The following is a 25011-nucleotide window of genomic DNA, read 5'->3' on the forward strand; positions in this document are numbered from 1 at the left end:
GACCAGCCATGCAAAGCGCCGCCTTTAGCTTTCGAACATTGATCCTCGGCCTTGTCGGCTGCTTAGGATTGAGCACCGTTGCGCAGGCCCAATTGACCGTTGATGTCGACAATAGTGCCTCTGACGAACTGGTCATCGCCGTACCCGGTCTACCAACGCAGCAAAGCGTGAACACGCCGGCTGGCAACACCAGCGAGCTGGGCGGCAAGATCAGCGATGTGATCGTCAGTGACCTGCGTTCCAGCGGCCTGTTCAAGCCAATGGGCCGCAACCGGGTGCGCGGGATCAGCTATTCCGAAGTCACCGCGCCGCAATTTCCTTATTGGAGCGGCACCAACGCCTCGGCCTTGATACAGGGCTTCGTGCGGGCCAATAGTGACGGCAAGCTGACCGTCGGTTGCTATCTTTACGACGTGGCTCTGGAAACCGAATTGACGCGGCAGGGCTTTGTTGTAGATCCCGGCGACTGGCGCAGAGCTGCGCATAAATGCGCGGATGCCATCTATTCCAGATTGAGCGGGGAATCACCATTTTTCGATAGCCGTATCGCCTATATCGCCGAGACCGGCCCCAAAGGAAAGCGGGTCAAAAGACTGGCCATCATGGATAGTGATGGGGCCAATCACCGGTTCATCACCAACGGTCAGGCAACGGCGCTTACCCCGCGCTTCTCGCCAAGCTACAAGAGCATCGTCTATCTGAGCTTTCTCGACGGCAATCCCCGTATCTATATCTATGATATCGGCACCGGCCGTCAGCGGTTGATCACCCAGAGCACCAACCCGACCTTCGCACCGCGCTGGTCGCCCGATGGCAAATGGATCCTCTATTCCATGGCCATATCCGGCAATACCGACATCTACAAAGTGTCGGCCGCCGGCGGGTCCAATCCGCAAAGGCTGACTTTCTCCCCCGGCATCGATATTGGCGGCAGCTTCTCTCCTGACGGCGGTCGGATTGTCTTTGAAAGCGATCGTTCGGGCAGCCAGCAGCTTTATGTCATGGATGCCAATGGCGGGAATGAACGGCGAATCAGCTTTGGTGGCGGACGCTTTGCGACTCCGGAATGGAGTCCGCGGGGTGACCTTATCGCCTTCACCAAGATGGCAGGGAATTTCCGTATCGGCGTGATGACACCAAGCGGCGGGAGCCAACGCCTGCTTACCAACAGCTGGCAGGACGAGGCACCGACATGGGCGCCCAACGGCCGGGTAATCCAGTTTTTCCGTACAACACGGGGAAGCGGCAAGACCGGTATCTGGCAAGTTGACCTAACCGGTCGCAACGAACGTCAATTGCCGACGCCGGTCAATGGCTCGGATCCGGCATGGGGACCATTGCTACCCTGAATTAGAAACGCGACAAGTCACTGGAAACAGGTTATAACTCACCCAAGGGCAAATTAAACTAGGAGCAGAATGATGATGAAATATGCGACCCCCCTCCTGATTACCACCAGCTTGATTTTGGCTGGCTGCGCGAAAAAAGCACCCGAAATATTGCCACCTGCGCCAATAGGCACCGCGCCGACACCAGCACCGGCTGGCCCTGTTGGTCCGGGCTATATGCCAGGTTCGCAGGGAGATTTCCTTGCCAACACAATGTCTGACAGAATTCTGTTTGATACGGACCGCTTCAATGTCGATTCACAAGATCAGGCGATCTTGCAAAGTCAGGCCCAGTGGATGGCGCAGAACCCCAATGCACGGATCACCATCGAAGGTCATTGCGATGAACGCGGCACCCGGGACTATAATCTGGCGCTCGGCGAACGCCGTGCCAATGCCGCAAAAAACTATCTCGCTTCACTGGGCGTCAGTCCGTCACGGATGACAACGGTAAGCTACGGTAAGGAACGCCCTGATTCTTTGGCTTCCAACGCCAGCGCCTGGGCACAAAACCGCCGCGCTGTGAGCATCGTTGTCCGCTAGGACGGTTTGAAATTAGAGACAAAAAAAGGGCCGCTTCCTTCCTAGGTAGCGGCCCTTTCTATATCAAGATACGGAGCTTAGCCCTGACGAGTTCCGGTCATCGCCATTTCGCCAAACGCGCCAGCCTTAACCGAACCGGTCAATGCGTCACCATCAACGGTTACGCTGGCTTCTAGTTTCATTGGCATAGGAACGGTCATGTTCATGACCCAAGTGGCGCTGTCGCCATCCACTTTGCCTTCTTCAACATCCATAGCACCGGTTGCGCCGGCATTGGTGCCAGTCACCGTGTCGCCATCGACAACCAGCGTCAGCACTGAATTTTGATCACCCATGGGGGATTTGGTTACGCAATCATAAACACCTGCAATAGACATATTCTTCTCCTTTTAATTTCTTAGCCCGCAAAAGAGTGATCAATTTTTTTTGACCGCCGAATCGCTGGAACTGCCTTCGTTATTAACAGCAGTGTCACTAGCTTCATAGCCGCGATATTCGACCGGCATATCCAAAGCGTCCAGCTGGCTTTTGATTTTGTCCACGTCACCAACAATCACCCAAGTGAATTTGTCCGGGTCCACCGCGTCCGCCATGGCCATGTTTAAATCTTCTACGGAAAGCGCCTTGTAGCGCTCCGCGATGGTTTCCGCATAGTTGGAGGGCCGTTCCAACATTACATTGGCCCGCATCTGGCTCAAAATGCTCGTGGTGCGTTCAAACTGGCCGGGCAATTGACGGACATTGCCGTTGACCGCGCGTTCCAGTTCAGCCGCTGTTACGCCTTTGTCTCCCAGAAAGTCCCGGACCTGGCTATCGATCGCGGTCACAGCGGGGCCCGTTTGGTTGGTTTGGACCGGCGCCCGCATGGTATAAAACGCCCGGTCTTCGCCGCGCAATATGCTGTTCCGCGTGCCATAGCTCCAGCCTTTGGTTTCCCGCAGATCCATATTGATCCGCGAGAGGAAATTGCCGCCCAGAACTTCATTGGCGGCATTGAGCTTCAATAGATCATCCGACCCTTTATAAGGCAATACCTGACCCGCCAAAATCATCGATTGCGGGGAATTCGGCCGGTGGATGGCAATGACCCTGCCCTCTCCTTCGGGAATGGCTGCATCAAAATTTTTCGCCGGTGCGGCTTTGCCCGAGCCCTGCCAACGACCAAAGTGCATTTCCAGCTTATCGACCAGCTCTTGCTTGTCGATTCTGCCCGCTGCGAAGATGGTCGCTTTTTCCGGATGCATCCATTGTTGATGGAAGGCAGCAAGGTCATCGCGCGTGATCGCCGAAACAGATTCCTTGGTGCCATTGCCCGACAGGCCACGACCATAAGGATGTTCAGAGCCGAAGAGCAGCGGCGGCAGAATATTGTTGGCAATGCTGAGCGGGTTATTTCCCGCGCGCTCGATTGCGGTCAGCTGCTTTGTCCGGATGCGTTCTATATCATCCGCCTGGAACGCCGGGTTTTTGACAATGTCCGCCATCAGGTCGAGCGAAGCATCCAGATTTGGATTGACGGCACGCAGATTGACGGTGGTCCGATCACGGCTGCCGCCAACGCCGATGCTAGCGCCAAGGCGTTCCTGCTGTTCTGCAATATCGACAGATGTCAGGCTGGCCGTGCCTTCTTTCAATATGGCGGTTACGAAATTCTGCAGTCCAAGCTTGTCAGCAGAATCCGCGGTCGTGCCGGCGTTGAAGGACAAGGTTACGCGGGTCATGGGCACAGCATCGCGATGCGCGAAATGGACTTTAATGCCGTTGGACAGGGTTGCGGTTTCGACGTCTGGAAAATCGACGTTCGGGATATCTCCGACTGCCGGTAACTTGGAGCGGTCTGGCGCGGTCACGGTCGCAGGCTCGCCATCCTGCGTATAAAAAGCGGGGGCCGTCAATACGCCGGTACGAGCACCTTTGCCCGCGCCCACTTCCTGATATTCATCGCGTTCGCCCGGTACCACTCTGATGCCGAGAACCGGACGGGTTAGCCACTTCTGCATAGCAGATTTCACCGCTTCCGGTGTCGTTGATGCCAGCCGGCTGAGTTCTTTCTTGTAGAATTCCGGATCGTCGGAATAGAGCTTGCCCTTTGCCAAGGCGACCGCTTTGCCGCTGAAACCGCCAACCTGTTCGAGGCCAGCAATCCGTGCCGCCGCATCGCGTGTTGCGACGCGTTGCACTTCGTCTTCGGTCGGGCCGTTGGCGATGAAATCTGCGATAATCTCGTCAAGCCGCTTGGCCACAACATCCGCATCTTCACCGGGTTTGACGTCTGCCAAAATCTCGACAAAGCTGCCGTGCACGAACGGAATGACATAGGCCGAAACGGACACGGCATTTTTCTCTTCCCGTACCATGATATTGTCGAGCCGCGAACTGGCAAGCCCGCCGAGCACCGTCATGCCGACATCAAGCGGCGTATAGTCTGGATCATTCAGGCCCGGCACCACCCAATTCCGGTAAATGCGTGTGGTTGCGACCTTGTCTTTCATCACTTCGTAGATCGGAGCGTCCAAAGTCGGCAAGGTGGGGCTGAGTTCGGGAATTGGTTTGCCGGCAGGAATCGCGCCGAACCATTTGTTGACCATCGTTTTTGCCGTCGCCGTATCAATATCCCCGGCCAGCACCAGGATCGAGTTATTCGGTCCATAATGATCAACGAACCATTGTTTCATATCATCAAGCGACGCCGCTTCGAGATCCTCCAGAGAGCCGATTGTATCATGCCCATAGGGATGTTCTGCAGGAAACAGCAATTCGGTCTGACGATAGCCGACAAGACCATAAGGCCGGTTGTCGCCCTGGCGTTTTTCATTCGACACAACACCGATCTGGTTGTCGAGCTTCTCTTGCGTCACGGCACCAAGCAAATGCCCCATCCGGTCGCTCTCTAGAAACAAGGCCACATCAAGCGCGGAGGTCGGAACGGTCTGGAAATAATTGGTCCGGTCCAACCAGGTCGTGCCGTTGAGATCGGTTGCACCGATCTGCCGCAGCGGTGCGAAATAGTCTCCCGGTGCATTTTCGGACCCGTTGAACATGATATGCTCAAACAGATGCGCATAGCCGGTCTTGCCCTTCGGCTCATGGGCGGAGCCAACACCATACCAGATCGAAACCGCAACGATGGGCGCTTTGCGATCGGTGTGAACCAGGACTTTCAAACCATTGTCGAGGGTAAATTCTTCATAGGGAATATCGACTGCGTCCACCAATTCGCTAACCGGCGCTGGTTCGGCCGTTTCATGATGCTTGGCCAGAGCTGGTGCGGTGACCGTCAAAGCGGTGGTGGTCAGCGCCAGCAATAGGGAACGGGACAAACGGGACATCAGGATATTCCTCTCAATCAAAATAGGATTACATATTGTCGGATATGCCGGTAAACCGGACCTGCTCGGCCATCGGCTTCGACGAACGCCATTCATCCATCGACGAACAGCTATTTTGCTTTCCATCCCCAGAACAGATGGCATGGCAAGATGTTCCAGAATGAATAGCCGCTATCGATTTGTTCAAAATGCGGTTCCATGAAATCGCGGGCTTTCTTGACGAATTGATAGACCAGAAATGCCCCGCCTGGCCGGATGACGTCATATGTCTCTTTGGCTATTTTCGGACCGAGCTGATCGGGCAATGTGGAGAAAGGAAGGCCGGACAATATATAGTCGGCTTTCTCGTGCCCCAGCTCACTAATAATCTGTTGGACGTCGGCGGCCGACCCATGAATGGGGTAGAAGCGGCTATCGCGGATCGACTTGCCAAGATAGTCGATGAAATCCGGATTCAAATCAATCACCACCAATGTCGCATCAGGCTTCATACGCTCCAGCACCGGACGGCAGAATGTGCCGACACCCGGGCCATATTCGACAAACAGATCGCACTCGTCCCATTTTACCGGTTCGAGCATTTTCTTGATCGTGATATCCGATGACGGTATGATTGAACCCACCATCACGGGGTGCTTCACAAAACCCTTAAAGAAAACACCCCATGGGCCGAGCCGCCGCTCTAGCCCCGACTTGATGCGGTCGACAATTTTCGTTTTGGCAACAGTGTTCGACAATCCAACTCTCCGGTGACAGTTCAAACTATCTTACTAGGGCGTTGCTGCGCTGGTGACAATTATAATAGCGGTTGCCCGTTGCAACCGACCCGCTAAAAGAATGGCATGTTGCTTCACCCGGACGACTCCATCGCGGTTATCTTTTGCGCACAACGCACCGGCGTGGATGAGGATGGTTATCAAGCGGCTGCGTCAGCAATGGGGGCGCTGGCGGCACAGCAGCCGGGCTATCTCGGTGAAGACCATGCCAGATCGCCCGATGGATTCGGAATTACGGTCAGCTATTGGCGTGATGATGCCAGTGCCCGGGCATGGCGCGACAATCCAGAACATGCCGTTATCCGTGATCTAGGTCGCGGCAAATGGTATAGCGCCTACAGCCTTCATGTCGTCCGCGTTGAACGTGGCTATGACTGGCAGAAATAGCATGGCATAGGAACGCCAATGGCTGATTCTCCTGACATAGATTCTGTAAACCGGAAAACATCGTCCTATCCCGATGCCAAACCCATCGACAGCACCCGCATGGCTGTGCTGTTTTCGGTCATGCTGGTGACCGCGTCCGGCAATACAGCCATGCAATCTATCTTGCCGACGATCGGGACACAGCTTGATATTCCAGATTTCTGGGTCAGTGCGGCGTTCAGCTGGTCGGCTCTGCTGTGGGTTTACACAGCCCCCAAATGGGCGCGGCAATCCGATCATCGCGGCCGCAAGGCCCTCATGCGCTTGGGCATGATAGGCTTTACCGCATCCTTTGCGCTCGCAGGCCTAGCGCTGTTTCTTGGCCTATTGGGCTGGTATAGCGCGCTTTGGACCTTCATCCTCTTCGCCTTTTTCCGGAGCCTATATGGTGGCCTCGGTTCGGCCGCTCCTCCTGCGGTGCAAGCCTATGTCGCGGCCCGAACCGCCCGCGCCGATCGAACCAAAGCACTGTCTTTGATTGCATCTTCTTTTGGCCTCGGCACGATTGTCGGTCCGGCGATTGCGCCATTGCTGATCCTTCCTGCTCTGGGCCTCTCCAGCCCGATGTTCGCTTTTGCCGCCATTGGCCTGCTCGTGATGGTCGCGCTGGCGTTGAAACTGCCCAATGATAATCCCGGCTATGCGGCACGCGGTGTGGTCACATCGGAGCCCTATAGCTCGGCTCCATCTGCCAATAGCTTGAAAGACGAAGATGATAGCAGCGAAGCGGAAAGCAAATTGCCGCCGCAATTGCGCTGGGGAGATGACCGTATCAAACCTTGGCTGATCACCGGTATTCTGGGTGGCAACGCCCATGCGCTGATATTGGGAGTCGTCGGCTTTCTTGTGCTCGACCGTCTCGCGCTGCGCGCAGACCCGGAGATGGGCATCCAGATGACCGGTATCGTGCTGATGGCCGGCGCAGCAGCGACTTTGCTTGCACAATGGGGGCTGATCCCGCTGCTTCAAATGGGCCCACGCTCTTCGATCCTATGGGGCATGGTGCTGGGCGCGCTGGGGTGCTTCATCATCGGAATGTCCCACGATCTTCACGGAATCATCATCGGATTTGCAATCGCGTCGCTAGGCTTTGGTTTGTTCCGCCCGGGCTTCACGGCAGGCGCATCACTGGCCGTGAAACGGTCAGAGCAAAATGGCGTCGCCGGCATCGTCGCATCGGTAAACGGCATGGCTTTCATTGCCTCTCCCGCTTTGGGGGTCCTGCTATACACTTACGCAGGCCCCTTGCCCTTCTGGCTAGCCACAACCGTCTGTGTCTTCCTGTTCGGCTGGGGCTTCAAAACCCTCAAGCTCGACGACAGGATGACGGCAGAAAGCTAGTGCTTGCTGTCCTTGACCGGCGTCAACATACCCGGTGAGACAAAGCCAATAGGCTCTGCGCGCATAGCATTTTGCTTCAGCTGTGATTCCATCTTGGAATATTCTTCTTCCATTTCCGGCGTGACCGAAGCGCGGCTGTCTTGCAGCGCCTTTTCGAAATGCTTCATCTGAACCGTTTCGACCAGTCCGCCAAATTCGCGCAGCGCATGCAACCCTGCCCGACGAACAAGATCTTCAAGATCTGCACCGGAATATCGGTCGGTCCTCTCTGCCATCTCATCGAGATCGACATCTTTTCCGAGTGGCATTTTGGAGGTGTGAATGGCCAATATCCGGCGTCGTCCAGCCTTATCCGGAACGGAGACATAGACCAGTTCATCAAAGCGGCCCGGCCGCAGCAATGCCGGGTCAACCAGCCCCGGCCGATTGGTTGCACCAATCAAAATCACCGACTGCATTTCTTCTAGCCCATCCATTTCGGCAAGAATCGTATTAACGACACGCTCGGTCACCTGGGACTGGCCCCTGCCGCCACCGCGGGCAGGCACAAGACTATCTATCTCGTCGATAAACAGGATCGTCGGAGCCACTTGCCGCGCCCTTGCAAAAAGCCGGGCGATCTGTTGCTCGCTTTCGCCATGCCATTTGGAGAGCAGGTCGCTCGATTTTGTCGCTATGAAATTGGCTTCGGCTTCACGAGCCACCGCCTTGGCCAGCAAGGTCTTGCCCGTGCCCGGAGGTCCATAGAGAAGAAAGCCTTTGGCCGGACGGATGCCCAACCGGGTGAAGGCTTCCGGGTTTTTCATCGGAAGCTCGATGCCCTCTTTCAGACGCAACTGCGCATCGTCGAGCCCGCCAATATCTTCCCAGCGGACATCTGGGGCCTGCACCATGACTTCGCGCATCGCGGACGGCTGCACCCGTTTCAAGGCTTCCACAAAATCGCGCCTATAGACTATCAGTTCTTCGAGCACTTCCGGCGGCACCGTTTCCGATTCCAGATCCAGCTTTGGCATGATCCGGCGCACGGCTTCAATTGCCGCCTCGCGGGTCAACGCCGCCAAATCGGCTCCAACGAAACCGTAAGTTGTACGCGCAAGCTCCTTCAAATCAACAGATTTATCGATCGGCATACCACGGGTATGAATGCCCAATATTTCTCGCCGACCGGCAACGTCCGGCACCCCGACAATGATTTCCCGGTCGAAACGACCCGGACGCCTCAGCGCTTCATCAATGGCTTCGGGGCGGTTGGTAGCCGCAATAACCACCAAATTGACTCGCGATTCCAACCCATCCATCAGGGTAAGCAATTGCGCCACCAGACGTTTTTCCGTCTCGCCCTGCACTTGCCCGCGCTTTGGTGCGATCGAATCGATCTCGTCGATGAACAGAATCGACGGCGCAGCCTTGGTAGCAGCTTCAAAAATTTCGCGCAGTTTCTTCTCGGACTCACCATAAGCAGAGCCCATGATCTCCGGGCCGTTGATCAGGAAAAACTCGGCGTCGCTCTCGTTGGCCACGGCCCTTGCAAGCCGTGTTTTGCCGGTACCTGGAGGGCCATGAAGAAGCACTCCGCGCGGTGGATCGACGCCAAGCCGCGTAAACAGCTGTGGATAGCGCAGCGGCAGTTCGACCATTTCGCGAAGTTGATCAATCGTCTCATGCAACCCGCCAATATCGTCATAGGTCACATCAGCGCGGCGATGCTCGGTCGATTCCTCATATTCGGGACGCAGTTCAACCTCGGTTTCCTCGTCGATATGGACAATGCCTTTCGGCACGGTCGAAACGACATTGAGCCGTATTTGCGTCAAGGAAAAAGCCGGAGCCGCCAGCATCTGGCGCAATTGGGGCGGCATATCACCGCGGTCTACTTGTTGCTGACCATGGGTCGCAACAAAATCTCCCGCTTTGAGGGGGCGCCCCATGAAGCTCCGCTTCAGGCCACCACCATTGCCTTGCAGACGCAGGTCTTTTTGGGCTGGAGCAAACACAACTTTCTTGGCTGGCTTGGATTCAACTTTGCGAATTTCGACAAAATCTCCGGCTCCGACGCCCGCATTGGCGCGCTGCAAGCCATCAAGCCTGACAAAGTCCAGGCCTTCATCTTCCGGATAAGGCAAGACGGCCCGGGCCGGAGTCGCCTGTTTGCCAACGATTTCAACAACGTCGCCTTCTATCAATCCCAGTGTACCGAGATTATCGCGGGATAGCCGCGCAAGTCCCCGGCCACTGTCTTCAGGTCTCGCATTGGCCACCTGCAGCTTCAGCTGCTGCTTGTCTTTTTCTGATTCGTCTTTGCTAGGCGCTGGATCGGACAAGGGGGTTTATCTCCTCGATATCAAATTGATTGTTCCCAACAAGATAGGGATAGCGATACCGATATGCGACTCTGATTTTCAAAAGCAAAGCGGAGTGGCCAAAATCTGCCAAAAAAAAAGGCCAGTTCCGAAGAACTGGCCTATAAAAGTTTTTAGGAGAGGATGCCTGAAAGGCTCATCTTAAATGCATCGAATCGATTTATTGTGCAAGTGCGAAAAGAACATTGTAGATTGCATATCTTGCAACTTAATAATAATGCTAGTGACGGTTTTCCGGTAGTTTCGGAGTTTTGCTATCATTTTGCATTGCACAAAGTGCATTTTGCCACGATATTGAACTTTCTATGCGGCGTCTTCCTCCCCTTCGCGCTCTTGAAGCCTTTGTTCGTGTTGCCCGCCTTGGTTCTTCCAAGGCTGCGGCGGCAGAACTGGCTTTGTCTGCCCCAGCTCTCAGCCGACGAATCAAATCGCTAGAGGATCATATCGGCAAACAATTGTTCGAACGGCGAAACCAGTCGATGGTTCTAAACGAAGATGGGCAATCATTGCTAAAAACCGTTGCACCGGCAATGGAGACCATTGGCGAAGCGGTGGATCAAATGACCGTCACCGGCAGCGAGATGCGACTCCGGCTTGGCGTCCTCCCGCTTTTTGGCGCAACACGATTGTTGCCGCGGCTTCCGGAATTAAAGAAGTTATATCCCAAGTTGCACATTGATGTCGACACGTCGGCCCATGCTGAAAACATGCTGGGAGATGCCGTCGACGCAGCCATCATCATCAGCGACCATGTTAATCCCAATCTCTATTCGGTGAAGCTCGACAGCAACAAGGTCTATGCGATCGCATCCGTCGAACTGACGCAGGGACCGAATGCCGTCACGCATCCCGAAGACCTTAAAAATCACAATATTCTGATCCACAGCAATATGACCCGCGCCTTTGACCAGTGGAAAGAGGCGACCGGTTTACCCGATCTGGAGCCTGCCGGAGTGGACCATCTTGATAGCGGGCCGTTGATGTTGGAAGCCGCCGCGCAGGGACTGGGCGTTGCCATCATGCATGGCGGTCATTTTTCCGATGCCAATGATCCGAGGCTGGTTCGACTGTTCGACCATGATGTCGATAGCCCCTACAGCTATTGGTTCGTTTGCCGCAAACGCGATAAAAAGAACCGTGCCGTGCGGGTGTTCCATGATTGGGTTATAAAAGCGGGCCTCTAGGCCTTAAGATCATGGTCCAGCACCAGATCATCATCCAGTTGTACGCCGAAGCTGTTCAGCATCATCGACACCTGGGTATATTGGCCAACGGTCATGATCAGATCCATCCGCTGCTTTTCGGTCAGATCCCCTAAGGCGTCCCAGGTGGCATCCGAAACATGGCCACCTGCTGTCAGCTCATCGGTTGCCTGCAGCATAGCTTGTTCGAGTGGCGTCCAGCCCGCAGCGTCCGGACCAGCCTTTATGCGCTCGATTTCTTCATCGGTCAGTCCGCAATCTTTGCCAATGCGGACATGTTGCGCCCATTCATAGCCCGCTTTCCAATTAAAGCCGGTGCGCAAAATGATCATCTCGCGCTCGCGCGCCGGCAGATCATTATGGTCGGAGAGGATGTAGCCGCCCCACCACATGAACGCCTTGTAGGCCCGCGGCGCTTTAATCAGCGTCCGGAAAATATTCAAGATTTTCCCGGACCGGAAGCGATCGCCCAGCATCGCCCGATGTTCATCGCCGAGTTCAGACTCGGCGAGCGGGGCGACTCTGGGTTTATCGATGCGCATCCGTAAGGATTAGGCGAGTGTGACGGACTTGATCGCGCCCGGCTGTGCTGGTGGCTCGCCTTTTGGCAGCGCGTGAACGGCTTCCATGCCCGAGGTGACTTCGCCCCAGACGGTATATTGACCATCAAGGAAGCTTGCGTCGTCGAGGCAGATGAAGAACTGGCTGTTCGCGCTGTTCGGATCCATCGTACGCGCCATGGAACAAACGCCTTCAGCATGCGGCGCATCGGAAAATTCTTGCGCAATATCAGGCTTGTCGCTGCCGGACATGCCGGTACCGGTAGGATCACCGCCCTGGGCCATGAAACCATCAATGACGCGGTGGAATACAACCCCATCATAAAAACCTTCTGCAGCCAGTTCGGTAATCCGGGCAACATGGTTCGGTGCCAGATCGGAGCGCAGCTTGATTTCTACATCGCCGGTTTCAAGGTGGAGTGTCATTTTTTCGTGAGCCATCAGGTCTATTCCTTTGCGTTCATTGAATCGTTCTTGAGGCGCATATAGGCAACGCGTTTGAAAAAATCACCCTGCCATCGGAAAATTGTCACAAAAGATTGCAATTGCAACGTCCAAACGACTAGTAAGCAGCCAAACGCGCGCAGAAGGGGAGCATCGCGATGACCGATATAAACGACGCTCCATCCCCCGCTCTCGACAGCGAAGATATTCTCGACGGTGACAACCGTTTGACCGACGAATTTGTGCGGTCGGTTTCCGACGCGGTGGAGGAGAATGACTCCACGCTCGCGCAGGAATTGGTCAACCCGCTGCACAATGCCGACATCGCCGATCTGTTCGAACTGGTCGACGAGGATGAGCGCGCGCCGTTGGCTGGTGCGTTAGGCGACATGGTGAGCGCCGACGTGCTTGCAGAAATGAACGAGCATGTTCGCGAAGATCTGATCGAGGTGCTCGACGCCGGACAGATTGCCGACCTGACAGAACAGCTCGACACCGATGACGCGGTCGCAATCATCGAAGATCTCGACGTCGGCGAACAGCAAGCCGTCCTTGCCGAACTGGATGCCGAAGACCGCGCTGCGATCGAGAGCGCCCTCACCTATGATGAGGAAACCGCCGGTCGGATCATGCAGCGCGAATTTGTAGCGGTGCCCGAGCATATGATGGTGGGCGACCTGATCGACTATCTTCGCAAGAATGATGATCTGACGACCGAATTTTGGGAGATATATGTTGTCGATCCGGCTTTCCGGCCGATTGGCACCTGCCAGTTGAGCTGGATCCTCAGAACTCCGCGCGAAATCGCAATTGCCGATGTTATGAAGCGCGAACAGAGTCTGATTCCAGTCGATATGGATCAGGAAGAAGTGGCGCTCCGTTTCCAGAAATACAATCTGATCTCGGCAGCCGTGGTCAATGACGACGGCCGCCTGATCGGCATGATCACCGTCGATGATATTCTTCACATTGTGGAAGATGAAGCCAGCGAGGACGTACTGCTGCTGTCCGGTGCCGGCGACGGCGACATTAACGAACCGATTCGCGATAGCTACAAGGCTCGCGTGCGCTGGTTGGTCACCAATCTGGCCACTGCGCTTGTCGCCAGTTTTGTCATTTCGATTTTCGGAGCAGCTATCGAGCAAATGGTTGCGCTTGCCGTGCTGATGCCGATCGTGGCCTCGATTGGCGGCAATGCCGGCACCCAGACTATGGCAGTCTCGGTCCGCGCGCTTGCGATGAACGAGTTGACCCGCTCCAACACGCGCCGGATTATCGGTCGAGAATTTCGTATTGCCATACTCAATGGCGCGACCATTGCCGTTCTAGTGGGACTGGGCACCGGCCTAATGTTCGCCAATCCGATGCTCGGCGGGGTCATCGGCCTCGCCATGCTGATCAATATCGTAATTGCTGGCTTTGCCGGCATATTCGTGCCGGTGATGCTCGACCGTCTCAATCAGGATCCGGCCTTGGCCTCTTCGGTGTTTGTCACGATGATCACCGACACCATGGGCTTCCTGGCCTTCCTTAGCCTGGCCGTCGGCAGCGGAATGGTTAGCCTCTAGTCCCCATATAAGCGGCAACAAACCCGCATAGATCAGTATAGATTCGTTCTCTTTCGCTCTCGCCGATCATTTCACAGCTAAGCGAATCGAAAGCGGGCCGGTTCCCGCCGGCGGCGAGGCGGATGGATGCAATCAGCCATATTTCTTCCGGGGTCGTCAGCGAACAGCACGGTCGCCCAATCTGAAACCGCTCCGGCCATGCAGCCCCGATCGTCTCCGCCAAAATCAATATCCGCGTCGCAGCCCGCTCTCCTCCAAGCCTGTCAGCCAGTCGCTCTTTGAAATCATATTCATTCTTGCTCGCGACCACCGCCAATCGGAAAGCAATGATCAATTTCGCTTCGACCGCAGGCAGCGTCCGGATGTCCGGCGATGGCAACAACAGCTTTTCTAATATCTCTTCCAACCTAATATTCTCCCACAGTCGACTCTCTCTGTCTCCACATTATGCTATTGAGAAGCATTTGCAATACCAAATTTGATCTATGCGATTGTCCTACCGCGGAGCCCCCGCCAGCGGACTAATGCTGAATAGTTTTGACGAACCATGAGCAAACAGGACTAACCTTGACTAAACCGGTCGCGCGCCACAGATATGGTTCATGCCACTCAACATGACCAAGATTGCCTATCGCAGCGAAAGCCCCGCAACGCTGCGCAATTGGCTCGAATCTCATAAAGGCCATGCGGAAACCGGGGGCGAAGCGCGCCTCACGACCCGCTATCTGCCGAAACGACACGAAGAAATGGTGGGCGGTTCGCTCTTCTGGATACACGCGAAGAAAATCGTCGGCCGATCGCCGATTATCGGATTCATGGACAATGGAGAAGGACGTCAATGGATCCGGCTGGAGCCGAAACTGATTGCCGTCCAGCCGATTCCCAAACGCGCCCATCAGGGCTGGCGCTATCTTGAGGAGAAAGACGCTCCGATCGATCTTGGCGGGGGTGCAGAGGGTGCAGAAGAAATGCCTGCAGAAATGCTTGGCGAACTGGCTAATCTCGGGCTGGTCTAGCTGTCCGCAAACATCGTTTCACAGCCCGTTCCGGCCAGCACAGCATCGACCTTTGTCCGTGCTTCATCGGACAGCGCTTGATAGCCATTCCGCAAGGCAACCAAACATTTCGCCTGATAGGCAAATACCGGTTGCTGCCACTTCCGCCCATCAATTTCGGTATTCACGTCACTGGCGCCCGAAGCCACTGCAGCAGCATTGGCGATCAAGAAGGGAGCGTATACCCGACCGATTTCCGTCAATAGTTCCGCCAGCGCGCCATATTGATCATCGGCCAGCCAATCGCCATCCTGATGGCCGGACAGATCATCCATACGATCCACCCATCCGCGCACGCGCGGCGCCAGTCTGCGTGTCAATGCCATCGACGTTGGCTCGACTTGGGTGAGCTGGGTCAATTGGCCATAGAGGGCGAAGTCACAGGCTGACGGTCGACCACCCAGAATAAAGCCTTGTTGCTGGATCAGACAGTCAAGCAAATCGAGCAACCGGACATAGCTATTCTCAATCGTTTTAGCGGTGATCTCGTTAGAACCCACAACATAAAGGCGATCAATCTGGCGCTTCGAAAATTGGGCCGCCATCCCGACGACTTGTTCTTGGGAAAGATTCGGATTCGCCCAATGGATCAAAAGCGGCGCAGCGTGATCGGCATCAGCCTGAAACGCCCAACGAAAATGGAACATAGCCTTGGTCACCCATTCATCGGCATAGTCCTCGACCAGCAGATCGAGAAAACAGAGGGCTTCATTTTCGGGAATGACAGAGCGACCGGCATAGCATTTTTCCAACCGTCGAATGATCGGTGTGCTATCCACCACCGCTTCAAGGTCACCGCCACTATCGCGGAAATAGAAGGTTGGCAGCAACGGTACTTTGGGCTTGGGATACCCTTCCGGTGCTCCCATTGCACCGCCCCAGATCATATTGTGCGGAATATGGCGATAGCGCAACAGCGCCAGCATTTTGCGGGTATAAGGCGAGCCCGGCGCGCCCATAAGTTCAAGCCGGTCGGTCATATCAGCCCTTTGAATCCATCCAGTGGCGCAGCAGGTCATGCGCAATCGCAAACGGCGGCGGCGCGACAAAAGGTGCGTCCCGATCACCGGCCATTGCGGCCTTTACCTCGTCGAGTGAGAACCAGGCCGCTTCCTCGATTTCTTCTTCGTCGAGCGTCAGCGTGGGGTCGTCTGTCATGCTTGTACAGCCGATCATCAACGAAGACGGAAAAGGCCAAGGCTGGCTCGCAACATAACGAACGTCCCGAACCTTGATCCCGGCTTCTTCAAACAATTCCCGTTTCACGCAGCCTTCGATACTTTCTCCGGGTTCCAGAAAGCCGGCTAGCGCAGAAAAGCTTTTCGGTGGAAAGCGCGGCTGACGGCCCAGCAACACTTTGCCTTCGCATTCCGACAACATGATCGCTACCGGATCGGTCCGCGGAAAATGTTCCGCGCCGCAGCCGCTTTTCTCAATATCACACAGCCGGGCCCAGCCTCCTTTGCGGGAGGCGGTCGGTTGCCCGCATTGCGCACAAAATTGGTGACGCGCGTGCCAATCGACAAGGCTTCGAGCGGTCGCGTAAATGGCAGCTTGATCTGCTGGCAAGGAACCCAGCATCTGCCAGAGCGCCCGATTGGCGGCGGGACCGGCGTCACCCGCCCCGCTAAGTTCGGCGAAATACGGTACCTCGTCTTCAATCCCCAGCAAAAGCAGATCATTGTCCGGCGACGCTTCATAAGCTGCGCCCCAGGCAAGATCACCATGATCATCAAAAACCGGATTCAGGCCATCAAGCTTGAGCAGCTTGGCCTTGGGGCTCATCATCGCTGCGCGCAGCTTGTCGGGATTGACCCGCACCTGATCGGAACGATCCAGAGTTCCACCGGCAAAGGTCGGCACGATCGTTTTTTTGGCTTCTAGCATCTTATCTCCGGCACAATTTCATTCAGGCCTGCTCGAATACGAGCAATTCCTCGCGGTTCAGGGACTGGTGTTGCCCGCCCCCGCCTGCGCATTGCCGATCAGGTCGGCATATACATATTTCGGGAAGTCCGATTGGAACGGATAGCTGTTCGACGGAATATATTGCGTATAGCCCCCCGCGCGGAAACCGCGAACTGTGTCGACAAATGCAGACGTCCCCGCTGCGCCGCCCCAACCAAATGTACCGGAAGGGCTAGCCGCGGTGCCAAGGCCAGAGCGTCCGCCGACACCAAAGCCGTGATTGGCAACCCAAGTGCCTTTGGTGTTGGCCGTTTCTGGCAGCAAGTTTGACATGCCCAGTTTAACTGTATCGGGCTTCATCACTTGAACATCGCCAACCTTGCCGAAGCCGAGCAGCATTTGCAGGAACTTGTCATAGTCGCCCGCCGTGCCAACCAGCCCAGTGCTGCCAAAAGCAAAGGGCGGCTTGTCCAAGAAAACACTTGTCGCGCCCGGATCGATCGGGAGCAACGTTCCGGCGAATGGTGCATAATTGTCAGCAAGATCGACAGCCCGGTCAGCCGGAACATTGTAGAAAATACTCTCCATGCCCAGCGGCCCGAACATCCGTTCCTGCAGGAACTGGTCGAGCGGCTTGCCGGAGACTTTTTCAATCACGGCGCTTAAAACATCATGGCTGAGGGAATAGCTCCACTGCGTTCCCGGTTGATATACCAGCGGCAATTCGGACAGTCGTTTCATGAACGTCATGATATCCGGCGTGGGTGCCCCCCGATCGAAGCCGGGAAGCGGACTGCGGCTCACGCGGCCCGAGGTCAGGCCTGCCTCTAGATAGGCTTTCTGGATCGGGCCTTTGGAAATAATCGTATAGCCCAGCCCCGCAGTATGGGTTTGCAATTGGCGAATTGTGATCGGTGCCTTTGCCGGCTCGACCTTGTCCAGTGCACCTTCGGGATCGACCAGCACCTGCATATCCGCAAATTCGGGGAAGAAATCCGACAGGGGTTGGTCCAGAGACACCAGACCGTCCTCAACCAGCATCATCGTCGCCATGCCGGTAACCGGTTTGGTCTGGGAATACATCCGCCACAAAGTATTGGTATCGACCAGCTTGTCGCCGCCAAGTTTGAGGGTGCCGGCTGAAATCACCTGCGGTTCCGCCTGACCGAAGCCGATCATGGCCAGCATCCCGGCAACTTTTTTGTCCGCGACATATTCATTGATGATCTTTGTCAGACCGGGAAAGCTAACGCCCATTTCTTTGGCAAAAGCGACGCCGGGCATTCCCGCAAGGAGAGCGCCTGTGCCGATACCGCCCAGCACCGAGCGTCGAGAAAAGGAAGATCCAAGCGATGATATTGCATTTGTGTCAGCGGTCATTTTTGTTCCTTCAATTTCCATTTCACGGCCTTGGCATATAGCGTCGGCAATCCCGCGTTCGCTATATCATCCAGCGCCCACCAGATATTATCATCGTTGTTAGTAACGATTTTTTCGTTCCGATAAACTGCCAAATCAACCACAAGCGAAAAATGGGTGAAGCTGTGCTGAACAACATTGTCATGCACTTGCCATTCCCCAGTCATCGGCGGTGTGGCGTGACCATCATTTCCGGCCGCCCACCCGTCGTCCGGCAAGCTCCGCATTCCGCCAAGCATGCCCTGCGGTTGACGCGTCGCCAACAAGACTTTGCCTTTCTGCTCGATCCAGAAAAATCGCGCCCGGCGAACGGGCTTATCCTTTTTCGGCGGCTTCACCGGAAAATATTCCATATTGCCGCCAGCAAAAGCCGCGCATTGTTTCTGCACCGGACAGATGTCGCACTTCGGATTTTTCGATGTGCAGATCGTCGCACCCATATCCATGCAGGCCTGGGCAAAATCACCGGCGCCGTGGCGTGGCGTTATCGCATCCATCGCCGCCCGAATTTCCGTCCTGCCTCTGGGAAGCGGCGTCTCAATCGCAAAAAGCCGCGCCACCAGACGTTCGATATTGGCATCCACCACCACTGCTCTTTCGCCAAATGCAATCGCGGCTATCGCGGCGGCGGTATAGGCTCCCACACCGGGTAGCTTAAGAAGTTCAGACTCTTTCTGAGGAAAGATTCCGTTCAATGTTTCAGCGACATACACCGCACATTTATAGAGGTTTCGCGCCCGCGCATAATAGCCGAGCCCCGCCCAGGCGGCCAGCACATCCGCTTCTTTCGCACCGGCCAGATCCTGAACCGTCGGCCAGCGTTGGGTGAATGTGTCGAAATAGCTTTTGACCGCACCAACCGTCGTTTGCTGGAGCATGATTTCGGACAGCCAGACATGATAGGGATCGGGCAAATTGCTGCCCGGCGGCGATCGCCAGGGCAATATTCGCGCGTTATCCACATAATGTGCACCGATATTGGTCGAAATTTTACGTGCTTTGGCGGGGAAACTATCGACGGCCATAGCCGCGCCATGCCATAAAAGACCAATATGGCGAAGAAAATAGGCACAAATGGCGACGAAAAGGCGAAAACCGCCCGGACCGGTAAGCCTGTGTCCAAAGAATCGTCAGTCCGGAAATATCAAAAATACCAAAGGCCACGGGGCGGTCCGGCGAAAAGCATCTCCGACCTGATGCCCGAAATCGGTCGCGCGGCCTTTCGCCGCTATGGTTTCATCCAAAGCTCTGTGGTCAGCCGCTGGGCAGAAATTGTCGGCGAACGCTATGCCGCAGTATCCCTACCCGAATCGATCCGCTTTCCGCGCGGAGAAAAAGAAGGCGGAACACTGCATTTGCTGGTTACCGGTGCCTATGCGACGATGATGCAGCATATCGCGCCGGATATTATCGAAAGGGTAAACCGCTTTTTCGGCTATGGCGCGATCAGTCAGATACGATTCAGACAAGGTACTGTAACCCCTAAGAAAGATAAGGAAAAAAGGGTTCCTCTGCCCGCCTCGCTCAAGCCTGCGCCAATCCAGCTGGGCGAAAACCTGCGCGATATTGGCGACGCGGAATTGAACCGGGTGCTGGAATCGCTAGCATCTGCGGTTGCAAAGGCGGAATCGGACCCTAAGAACGATAGCCAATTGAGTATAAAAGTCATCGGCAAGATCGGTGGCGGTGACAAGAAGAAGGACCAGATATGAAGTTTAGAAGCGCGTATATTGCTTCGGCATTGGTGACAGCCGTGGCGGTAGCCTCACCTGCAGCTGCCCAAGAAACTGACTGGTCCCAGCGCGTAACCAACTCGGCCATGGGCGGCCATGTCATGGGCAATCCCCTCGCCAAGCATAAATTGGCAGAATATATGAGCTACACGTGCAATCATTGTGCGGCGTTTGAAAAAGATTCCCACACAGCCCTGACCGCAAACTATATCAAAAAGGGTCACGTCAGCTTCGAGATCCGGAATTTCATTCTCAACCCGATTGACCTGACCGCGGCGATGCTGGCGCGCTGCGGTGGCCGGACGAAATTCTTCGGCAATCACCGGGCATTGCTGCTCCAGCAGTCAAGTTGGTTGAAGACATTCCAGTCGACCTCTCCAGAGGTCATGAAGACTCTCAACAACGGGACCGTGCCGGAGCGGTTGAAAAAAATCGCTGCTGCGGCCGGCCTTGATTCCTTGATGAAGGATCGGGGTTTTTCAGCAAGCCAGATTAATGCCTGCCTGTCGAACAAGACCGAGCAGGATAAAATTTTGGCCATGACCACCCATGCGACAAAGACACTCAAACTTACCGGAACGCCCAGTTTCACGATCGCTGGCAAACCGCTTGCGAAGGTTCACAGCTGGACAGCCTTGCGGCCCAATCTGGTAGCCCTCCCCCAATAATATTTAGATTATTCTAGAAAACAGGAACATGAATATGCGCACTTTCAACTATATTGCTCCCTTGGCTCTGGCCTTGGCCCTGACCGCCTGTGGCGAGGCGACCGAAGGCGAAGCCGGAGCAAGCTCCTCCGGTGCCGCGGAAGCTGTCGAAGCACCCGCGGGGACAAAATGGTCTGAAACAGTGACCAAAACCGAAGCTGGTGGCATTGTCATGGGCAATCCTGAAGCACCGATTAAACTGGTCGAATATATGTCGATCACCTGCTCGCATTGTAAGGATTTTGGCGAACAAGGCTTTGCCCCACTGCGCGACAATTATGTCGAAACCGGCCGTGTCAGTTTTGAAATTCGCAATTTTGTTCGCGATCCGCTGGATCTTTCTGCGGCCATATTGTCCCGCTGCGGCGGCGAAGGCCCGTTCTTCCCTTTGACCGAACAGGCCCTAGGCTATCAAGCCACGATGTTTGAAAAAGCGCAAGCGATGGGCGAAGCAACCTATACCAACATATTGAGCGCTGCCCCGGAAACGCGGTTTGTCCGCCTTGCTGAACAGCTTGGTCTGGTCAGCTTTTTCCAACAGCGTGGCATTTCCGAAGATCAGGCAAAGGCATGTTTGGCCGATACGGCAGCCGCTGAAAAACTGATGACCGATACGCAAAAAGCGGTCGATGACCTTGATATATCCGGAACACCGACATTCCTGATCAACGGACAAAAAATCGATGCAGCAAATTGGACCATGGTGGAAACGAAGCTGAAGGAGGCTGGCGCTCGATAAGCGCTGGACCAATCGCGAGAGAGGGTGCGATTTGAATTTGGTGACTGATACAGGCTGCATGGAGCCTATTTCATGCAAATAAAGAAGCTCAGACTCTCGGGCTTCAAAAGCTTTGTCGATCCGGCAGAGCTGCGCATCGAGAAAGGGCTGACCGGCGTGGTCGGCCCTAACGGCTGCGGAAAATCCAACCTGCTCGAAGCCATTCGCTGGGTGATGGGCGAAAATTCCGCCAAGTCGATGCGTGGCGCTGGCATGGAAGATGTGATTTTCGCCGGAACACAGGATCGACCAGAACGCCAGTTCGCGGAAGTGTCCTTGACCGCAGAGCGCGAAACCAACGACGTGTCATCGCTGCATGTCGGGGACAATGACAGCGAGCTAGAGATTGTCCGGCGGATCGAACGCGGCGCCGGCTCTGCCTACCGCGCCAATGGTACCGATGTCCGGGCCAAGGATATTGCGCTGATCTTTGCCGATGCCGCTACCGGCGCGCACAGCCCGGCCTTGGTCAGTCAGGGCAAGATATCGAACATCATTTCTTCCAAACCCGAAGCCCGGCGCGAAATGCTGGAAGAAGCCGCTGGCATTTCCGGCCTGCATGTCCGCCGTAAGGATGCAGAGCAGAAATTGCGCGCAGCCGAGAAGAACCTCGCCCGTCTCGACGACATATTGGGCGATATGGAACAGCGCACCGCCAATTTGCGTCGGCAAGCCAAACAGGCCGAACGCTACAAGAAACTCAGCACGGAAATTACCACAGTTGAAGCCCGCCTGATCTATGCGCGTTGGCAGGAGGCCGCCGCTGCCGCCGATGTCGCCCGGGCCGAAGCGGAAACCGCAGAAGCAAAAGTCAACGCGGCACAGAATGAACAGCAAGCGGCAGTGTCGGCGCAGAATGAAAGCGCCAAAGCGCTCGGCATACTTCGCGACGAGGTCCAGCGCGCGCGCGAAGATGCCAGCGAATCCAGCCACCGTTTACTGACCCTGACCAACGAACGGGACAATCTGAAATCGCGGCTGCTCGATCTGCAAGCGCAAGCGCAACGCATCCAGGAAGACAATGCCCGCGAAGACCAGCTGACCCGCGATGCCATGGAAGCGCTGGCGCGTCTGGAGCAAGATGAAAAGAGGCTCTCCACAGAATTGTCTGACCTGAGCAACGAACGGCCCGGTCTCGAACGCGACGCGGAGAAGGCGGAACGGGCGGCCAGCGAAACCGAAGTTGACCTCGCCAAGGCGGTTGCCGAGGAAGCCCGCATCCAGGCGGAGATAAAGGTTGCCAATGCCGCCGTCGACGCAGCCCAAGCACGCCATGATCGTCTGGCAGTGGAGCTGGACCGGCTGAATGCCGAACGCGCCGAAATGGGCGACGAAGCACAATTAAACGCCGCTCTCACGGAAGCCATTGCCACGCGGGAAACCGCGCAAGCCACGGCAGATAGCAGCGGTGCCAAGATTGCGACGTTGGATGAACAACGGATACAAGCCAATGCGGCCCGGGATTCGGCCCAATCCGGCCTTGCGTCGTTGAAGGCAGAATTGGCGGGTTTGAAATCTGAACATGATGCTTTGGATCGCGAGCTGTCAAAAGCCGAAAGCACTCACAAAGCGATTGATCAGGTCAAAGCAGCGGCCGGGTATGAACGCGCTTTGGCGGCGGCTCTGGGCGATGATCTGCTCGCATCCATTGGCGAAGATGGCGACCGTTTCTGGGGCGGCGGCAATATCTCCGCTTCTGGTGCAGCACCGTCGCGAACAGAAACTTTGCTGGATCAGGTTCAGGCACCAACGGAATTGCACAACCGCCTGTCACAGATTTTTGTCGCGGAAAGCGATGACGGGCAAACACTCGCAGTGGGCCAGCGTCTGGTCACCAAATCGGGTGCTCTGCGCCGATGGGATGGCTTCGTGGCGCGCGATGACGGCAATGCCAGCGCCGAACGGCTGGTACGGGCCAATCGGCTTCGGCAATTGCAGGGATTGTTGCTCCCGGCACAGAATGATGTGGACACAGCGGAAACAGTTCTGGTTGCACAACGCGAAGCCATGTCTGCGATCGAAACATCTTTGGCCGACGCCCGCAATGCCCGACGCGATGCCGAAGAAGCGCTGCGACAGGCGCTGCGGGAAGCCGATCAAGCCGAGGAAGCGCTATCATGGCTGCAGAAGCGCACCGCCAGTCTGGCCGAACGCGACGCTGCGCTTAAAGCGGAAACCGCGACCGCCTTGACCGAACTGGAAGCTGCGAAAAAGGAACGCAATAGCCAGCCGGATGGCGCGGCCCAGGAACAGACGCGGGCCGCCTTGCAGGATCAACGCGATGCCGCGCGTGGTCAGGTCATGAATTCTCAGGCAGCACTCTCCTCGATCGACCAGAAGCTGGCGCAGGTGAAGGAACAGAAGGCTGTCGCCAGCGCCCAGATCAAGTCCTGGCAGGACCGCTCCGGTGAAGCCGAAACCCGCATGGCGGAAATGGCCAAGCGGGGCGCGCTCATCGAGACCGAGGTCGAGAATCTCGCCGATCGACCGCGGGTGATCGAGGTAGAAGTCAGCAAACTGTCGGAACAGCAGGACGCGCTCACCGCAAAGGTTGCGGAGAAAGATGCTGCCCTACAAACAGCGGAACTGGCCCAGCGCGATCATGAAGGCCGGCTCAACCATGCCAGTGAAATGCTCAGCCAAGCGCGCGAGGCCCGCGCCGGCGCCAAAGCCCGCGCCGAAAATCAGGATCTGCGGCGGATGGAAATGGGCCGGATATCGGCAGAGAAGTTTGAATGCCCCGCCGCGGTTTTACCGAGAAAACTGGAGTTTGATGAAAAGACGGTTGGCGATGCGTCGCTGGAATCCGCGGAACTGGAACGGCTGACGCTGAGCCGCGAACGGATCGGCCCAGTCAATCTGGTCGCCGCCGACGAACTTGCCGAACTGGAAGGCGAATGGGAAAAATCGACCCAAGAAAGTCAGGACCTCAACGAAGCCATCAACCAGCTACGCGGATCTATCGGAAGCCTCAATCGCGAAGGACGCCAGCGTCTGCTCGCCGCATTTGAGGAAGTGGACCAGCATTTCCAGCGGCTCTTCTCTACGCTGTTCGACGGTGGCAAAGCCCATCTGGAACTGATCAACAGCGATGATCCGCTGGAAGCCGGGCTGGAGATCATGGCACAGCCGCCGGGCAAGAAACTGACCTCGCTCACCCTGCTGTCGGGCGGCGAACAAGCTTTAACCGCTGTGGCACTTATTTTTGGTCTTTTTCTAACCAATCCGGCACCAATTTGCGTGCTTGATGAAGTCGATGCGCCGCTGGATGATGCGAATATCGAGCGCTTTTGTGATTTGCTCGACAAGATGGTGGCGGAAACCAACACGCGCTACCTGATCGTCACCCATAATGCCGTGACGATGAGCCGGATGCACCGCTTGTTCGGCGTCACAATGATCGAGCGAGGAATTTCGCAGCTCGTATCCGTCGATCTGAATGCCGCGGAAGAACTATTGGCAGCGGAGTAA

Annotated in this window: 22 protein-coding genes; 11 read left to right on the plus strand and 11 right to left on the minus strand. The window is 55.9% G+C overall.

Annotated features, from left to right (window positions below):
* The first annotated feature begins 8 nt into the window (after positions 1-8).
* Together tolB and pal are read left to right on the plus strand one after the other, a co-directional pair.
* A complete protein-coding gene (tolB, locus tag ABJV08_RS09315; protein WP_348041249.1) occupies positions 9-1349 on the plus strand; it encodes a Tol-Pal system beta propeller repeat protein TolB in 1341 nt (446 codons plus the stop codon).
* A gap of 75 nt (positions 1350-1424) precedes the next feature.
* Complete coding sequence (pal, locus tag ABJV08_RS09320) at positions 1425-1931, plus strand: peptidoglycan-associated lipoprotein Pal (protein ID WP_348041293.1); 507 nt, start codon at positions 1425-1427, stop codon at positions 1929-1931.
* Between the two features lie 77 nt (positions 1932-2008).
* On the opposite strand, the gene ABJV08_RS09325 is transcribed toward pal, so the two are convergent.
* The 3 genes from ABJV08_RS09325 to ABJV08_RS09335 form a co-directional block, all read right to left on the minus strand.
* Positions 2009-2308 (minus strand): hypothetical protein, encoded by a 300-nt coding sequence (locus ABJV08_RS09325; RefSeq protein ID WP_348041251.1) that lies wholly within the window; start codon positions 2306-2308, stop codon positions 2009-2011.
* A 39-nt stretch (positions 2309-2347) separates the two neighbouring features.
* Positions 2348-5260 (minus strand): pitrilysin family protein, encoded by a 2913-nt coding sequence (locus ABJV08_RS09330; RefSeq protein WP_348052554.1) that lies wholly within the window; start codon positions 5258-5260, stop codon positions 2348-2350.
* A 110-nt stretch (positions 5261-5370) separates the two neighbouring features.
* Positions 5371-5997, minus strand: coding sequence for a methyltransferase domain-containing protein (locus ABJV08_RS09335; RefSeq protein WP_348039318.1), 627 nt, complete (start codon positions 5995-5997; stop codon positions 5371-5373).
* A 105-nt stretch (positions 5998-6102) separates the two neighbouring features.
* Between ABJV08_RS09335 and ABJV08_RS09340 the strand changes: the two genes are divergently transcribed.
* Both ABJV08_RS09340 and ABJV08_RS09345 read left to right on the plus strand, forming a co-directional pair.
* A complete protein-coding gene (locus ABJV08_RS09340) occupies positions 6103-6423 on the plus strand; it encodes an antibiotic biosynthesis monooxygenase (protein WP_348039319.1) in 321 nt (106 codons plus the stop codon).
* An 18-nt stretch (positions 6424-6441) separates the two neighbouring features.
* On the plus strand, positions 6442-7803 hold the full coding sequence (locus tag ABJV08_RS09345) for an MFS transporter (protein ID WP_348039320.1): 1362 nt from the start codon (positions 6442-6444) through the stop codon (positions 7801-7803).
* On the opposite strand, the gene ABJV08_RS09350 is transcribed toward ABJV08_RS09345, so the two are convergent.
* Positions 7800-10064 carry a CDC48 family AAA ATPase gene (locus ABJV08_RS09350; RefSeq protein WP_348039357.1) on the minus strand — a complete coding sequence of 755 codons (2265 nt, stop codon included), beginning with the start codon at positions 10062-10064 and terminating at the stop codon, positions 7800-7802. The genes ABJV08_RS09345 and ABJV08_RS09350 overlap by 4 nt on opposite strands.
* A gap of 407 nt (positions 10065-10471) precedes the next feature.
* Here ABJV08_RS09350 and ABJV08_RS09355 point away from each other — a divergent pair, with 407 nt between their 5' ends.
* On the plus strand, positions 10472-11350 hold the full coding sequence (locus ABJV08_RS09355; protein WP_348039321.1) for a LysR substrate-binding domain-containing protein: 879 nt from the start codon (positions 10472-10474) through the stop codon (positions 11348-11350).
* Here the strand turns inward: ABJV08_RS09355 and ABJV08_RS09360 are convergent.
* Together ABJV08_RS09360 and ABJV08_RS09365 are read right to left on the minus strand one after the other, a co-directional pair.
* Positions 11347-11910 (minus strand): carboxymuconolactone decarboxylase family protein, encoded by a 564-nt coding sequence (locus ABJV08_RS09360; protein ID WP_348039322.1) that lies wholly within the window; start codon positions 11908-11910, stop codon positions 11347-11349. The two genes, ABJV08_RS09355 and ABJV08_RS09360, sit on opposite strands and share 4 nt — an antisense overlap.
* 9 nt (positions 11911-11919) lie before the next feature.
* Positions 11920-12369, minus strand: coding sequence for a peptidylprolyl isomerase (locus ABJV08_RS09365; RefSeq protein ID WP_348039323.1), 450 nt, complete (start codon positions 12367-12369; stop codon positions 11920-11922).
* Between the two features lie 161 nt (positions 12370-12530).
* Between ABJV08_RS09365 and mgtE the strand changes: the two genes are divergently transcribed.
* Entirely contained in the window at positions 12531-13940 is a 1410-nt protein-coding gene (gene mgtE / locus ABJV08_RS09370) for a magnesium transporter (RefSeq protein WP_348039324.1), read from the plus strand.
* Here mgtE and ABJV08_RS09375 read toward each other — a convergent pair.
* Positions 13930-14346 (minus strand): hypothetical protein, encoded by a 417-nt coding sequence (locus ABJV08_RS09375; RefSeq protein WP_348039325.1) that lies wholly within the window; start codon positions 14344-14346, stop codon positions 13930-13932. The two genes, mgtE and ABJV08_RS09375, sit on opposite strands and share 11 nt — an antisense overlap.
* 196 nt (positions 14347-14542) lie before the next feature.
* Between ABJV08_RS09375 and ABJV08_RS09380 the strand changes: the two genes are divergently transcribed.
* The gene (locus ABJV08_RS09380; protein WP_348039326.1) at positions 14543-14956 is read left to right on the plus strand and encodes a DUF1489 domain-containing protein; all 414 of its coding nucleotides are present in this window, start codon (positions 14543-14545) and stop codon (positions 14954-14956) included.
* On the opposite strand, the gene ABJV08_RS09385 is transcribed toward ABJV08_RS09380, so the two are convergent.
* Genes ABJV08_RS09385 through ABJV08_RS09400 form a run of 4 tightly spaced genes read right to left on the minus strand, consistent with a single transcriptional unit; the run spans position 14953 to position 19347 of the window.
* Positions 14953-15975, minus strand: coding sequence for a glutathione S-transferase N-terminal domain-containing protein (locus ABJV08_RS09385; protein WP_348039327.1), 1023 nt, complete (start codon positions 15973-15975; stop codon positions 14953-14955). The two genes, ABJV08_RS09380 and ABJV08_RS09385, sit on opposite strands and share 4 nt — an antisense overlap.
* A 1-nt stretch (position 15976) precedes the next feature.
* The gene (nudC, locus tag ABJV08_RS09390; RefSeq protein ID WP_348039328.1) at positions 15977-16882 is read right to left on the minus strand and encodes an NAD(+) diphosphatase; all 906 of its coding nucleotides are present in this window, start codon (positions 16880-16882) and stop codon (positions 15977-15979) included.
* 57 nt (positions 16883-16939) lie between these two features.
* Positions 16940-18283 carry a serine hydrolase domain-containing protein gene (locus ABJV08_RS09395; protein ID WP_348039329.1) on the minus strand — a complete coding sequence of 448 codons (1344 nt, stop codon included), beginning with the start codon at positions 18281-18283 and terminating at the stop codon, positions 16940-16942.
* Positions 18280-19347: an A/G-specific adenine glycosylase gene (locus tag ABJV08_RS09400; protein WP_348039330.1), complete on the minus strand. Its 1068-nt coding sequence runs from the start codon at positions 19345-19347 to the stop codon at positions 18280-18282. Before ABJV08_RS09400 ends, ABJV08_RS09395 begins: the two co-directional genes overlap by 4 nt.
* A gap of 27 nt (positions 19348-19374) precedes the next feature.
* Here ABJV08_RS09400 and ABJV08_RS09405 point away from each other — a divergent pair, with 27 nt between their 5' ends.
* The 4 genes from ABJV08_RS09405 to smc all read left to right on the plus strand — a co-directional run bounded on the left by ABJV08_RS09405 (position 19375) and on the right by smc (position 25011).
* The gene (locus tag ABJV08_RS09405; protein WP_348039331.1) at positions 19375-20034 is read left to right on the plus strand and encodes a DciA family protein; all 660 of its coding nucleotides are present in this window, start codon (positions 19375-19377) and stop codon (positions 20032-20034) included.
* Positions 20031-20723 (plus strand): thioredoxin domain-containing protein, encoded by a 693-nt coding sequence (locus ABJV08_RS09410; protein ID WP_348039332.1) that lies wholly within the window; start codon positions 20031-20033, stop codon positions 20721-20723. Before ABJV08_RS09405 ends, ABJV08_RS09410 begins: the two co-directional genes overlap by 4 nt.
* 34 nt (positions 20724-20757) lie before the next feature.
* Complete coding sequence (locus tag ABJV08_RS09415; protein ID WP_348039333.1) at positions 20758-21501, plus strand: thioredoxin domain-containing protein; 744 nt, start codon at positions 20758-20760, stop codon at positions 21499-21501.
* Between the two features lie 72 nt (positions 21502-21573).
* Complete coding sequence (gene smc, locus ABJV08_RS09420; protein ID WP_348039334.1) at positions 21574-25011, plus strand: chromosome segregation protein SMC; 3438 nt, start codon at positions 21574-21576, stop codon at positions 25009-25011.

The organism is Parasphingorhabdus sp., assembly GCF_039982395.1.
GTDB lineage: Bacteria > Pseudomonadota > Alphaproteobacteria > Sphingomonadales > Sphingomonadaceae > Parasphingorhabdus.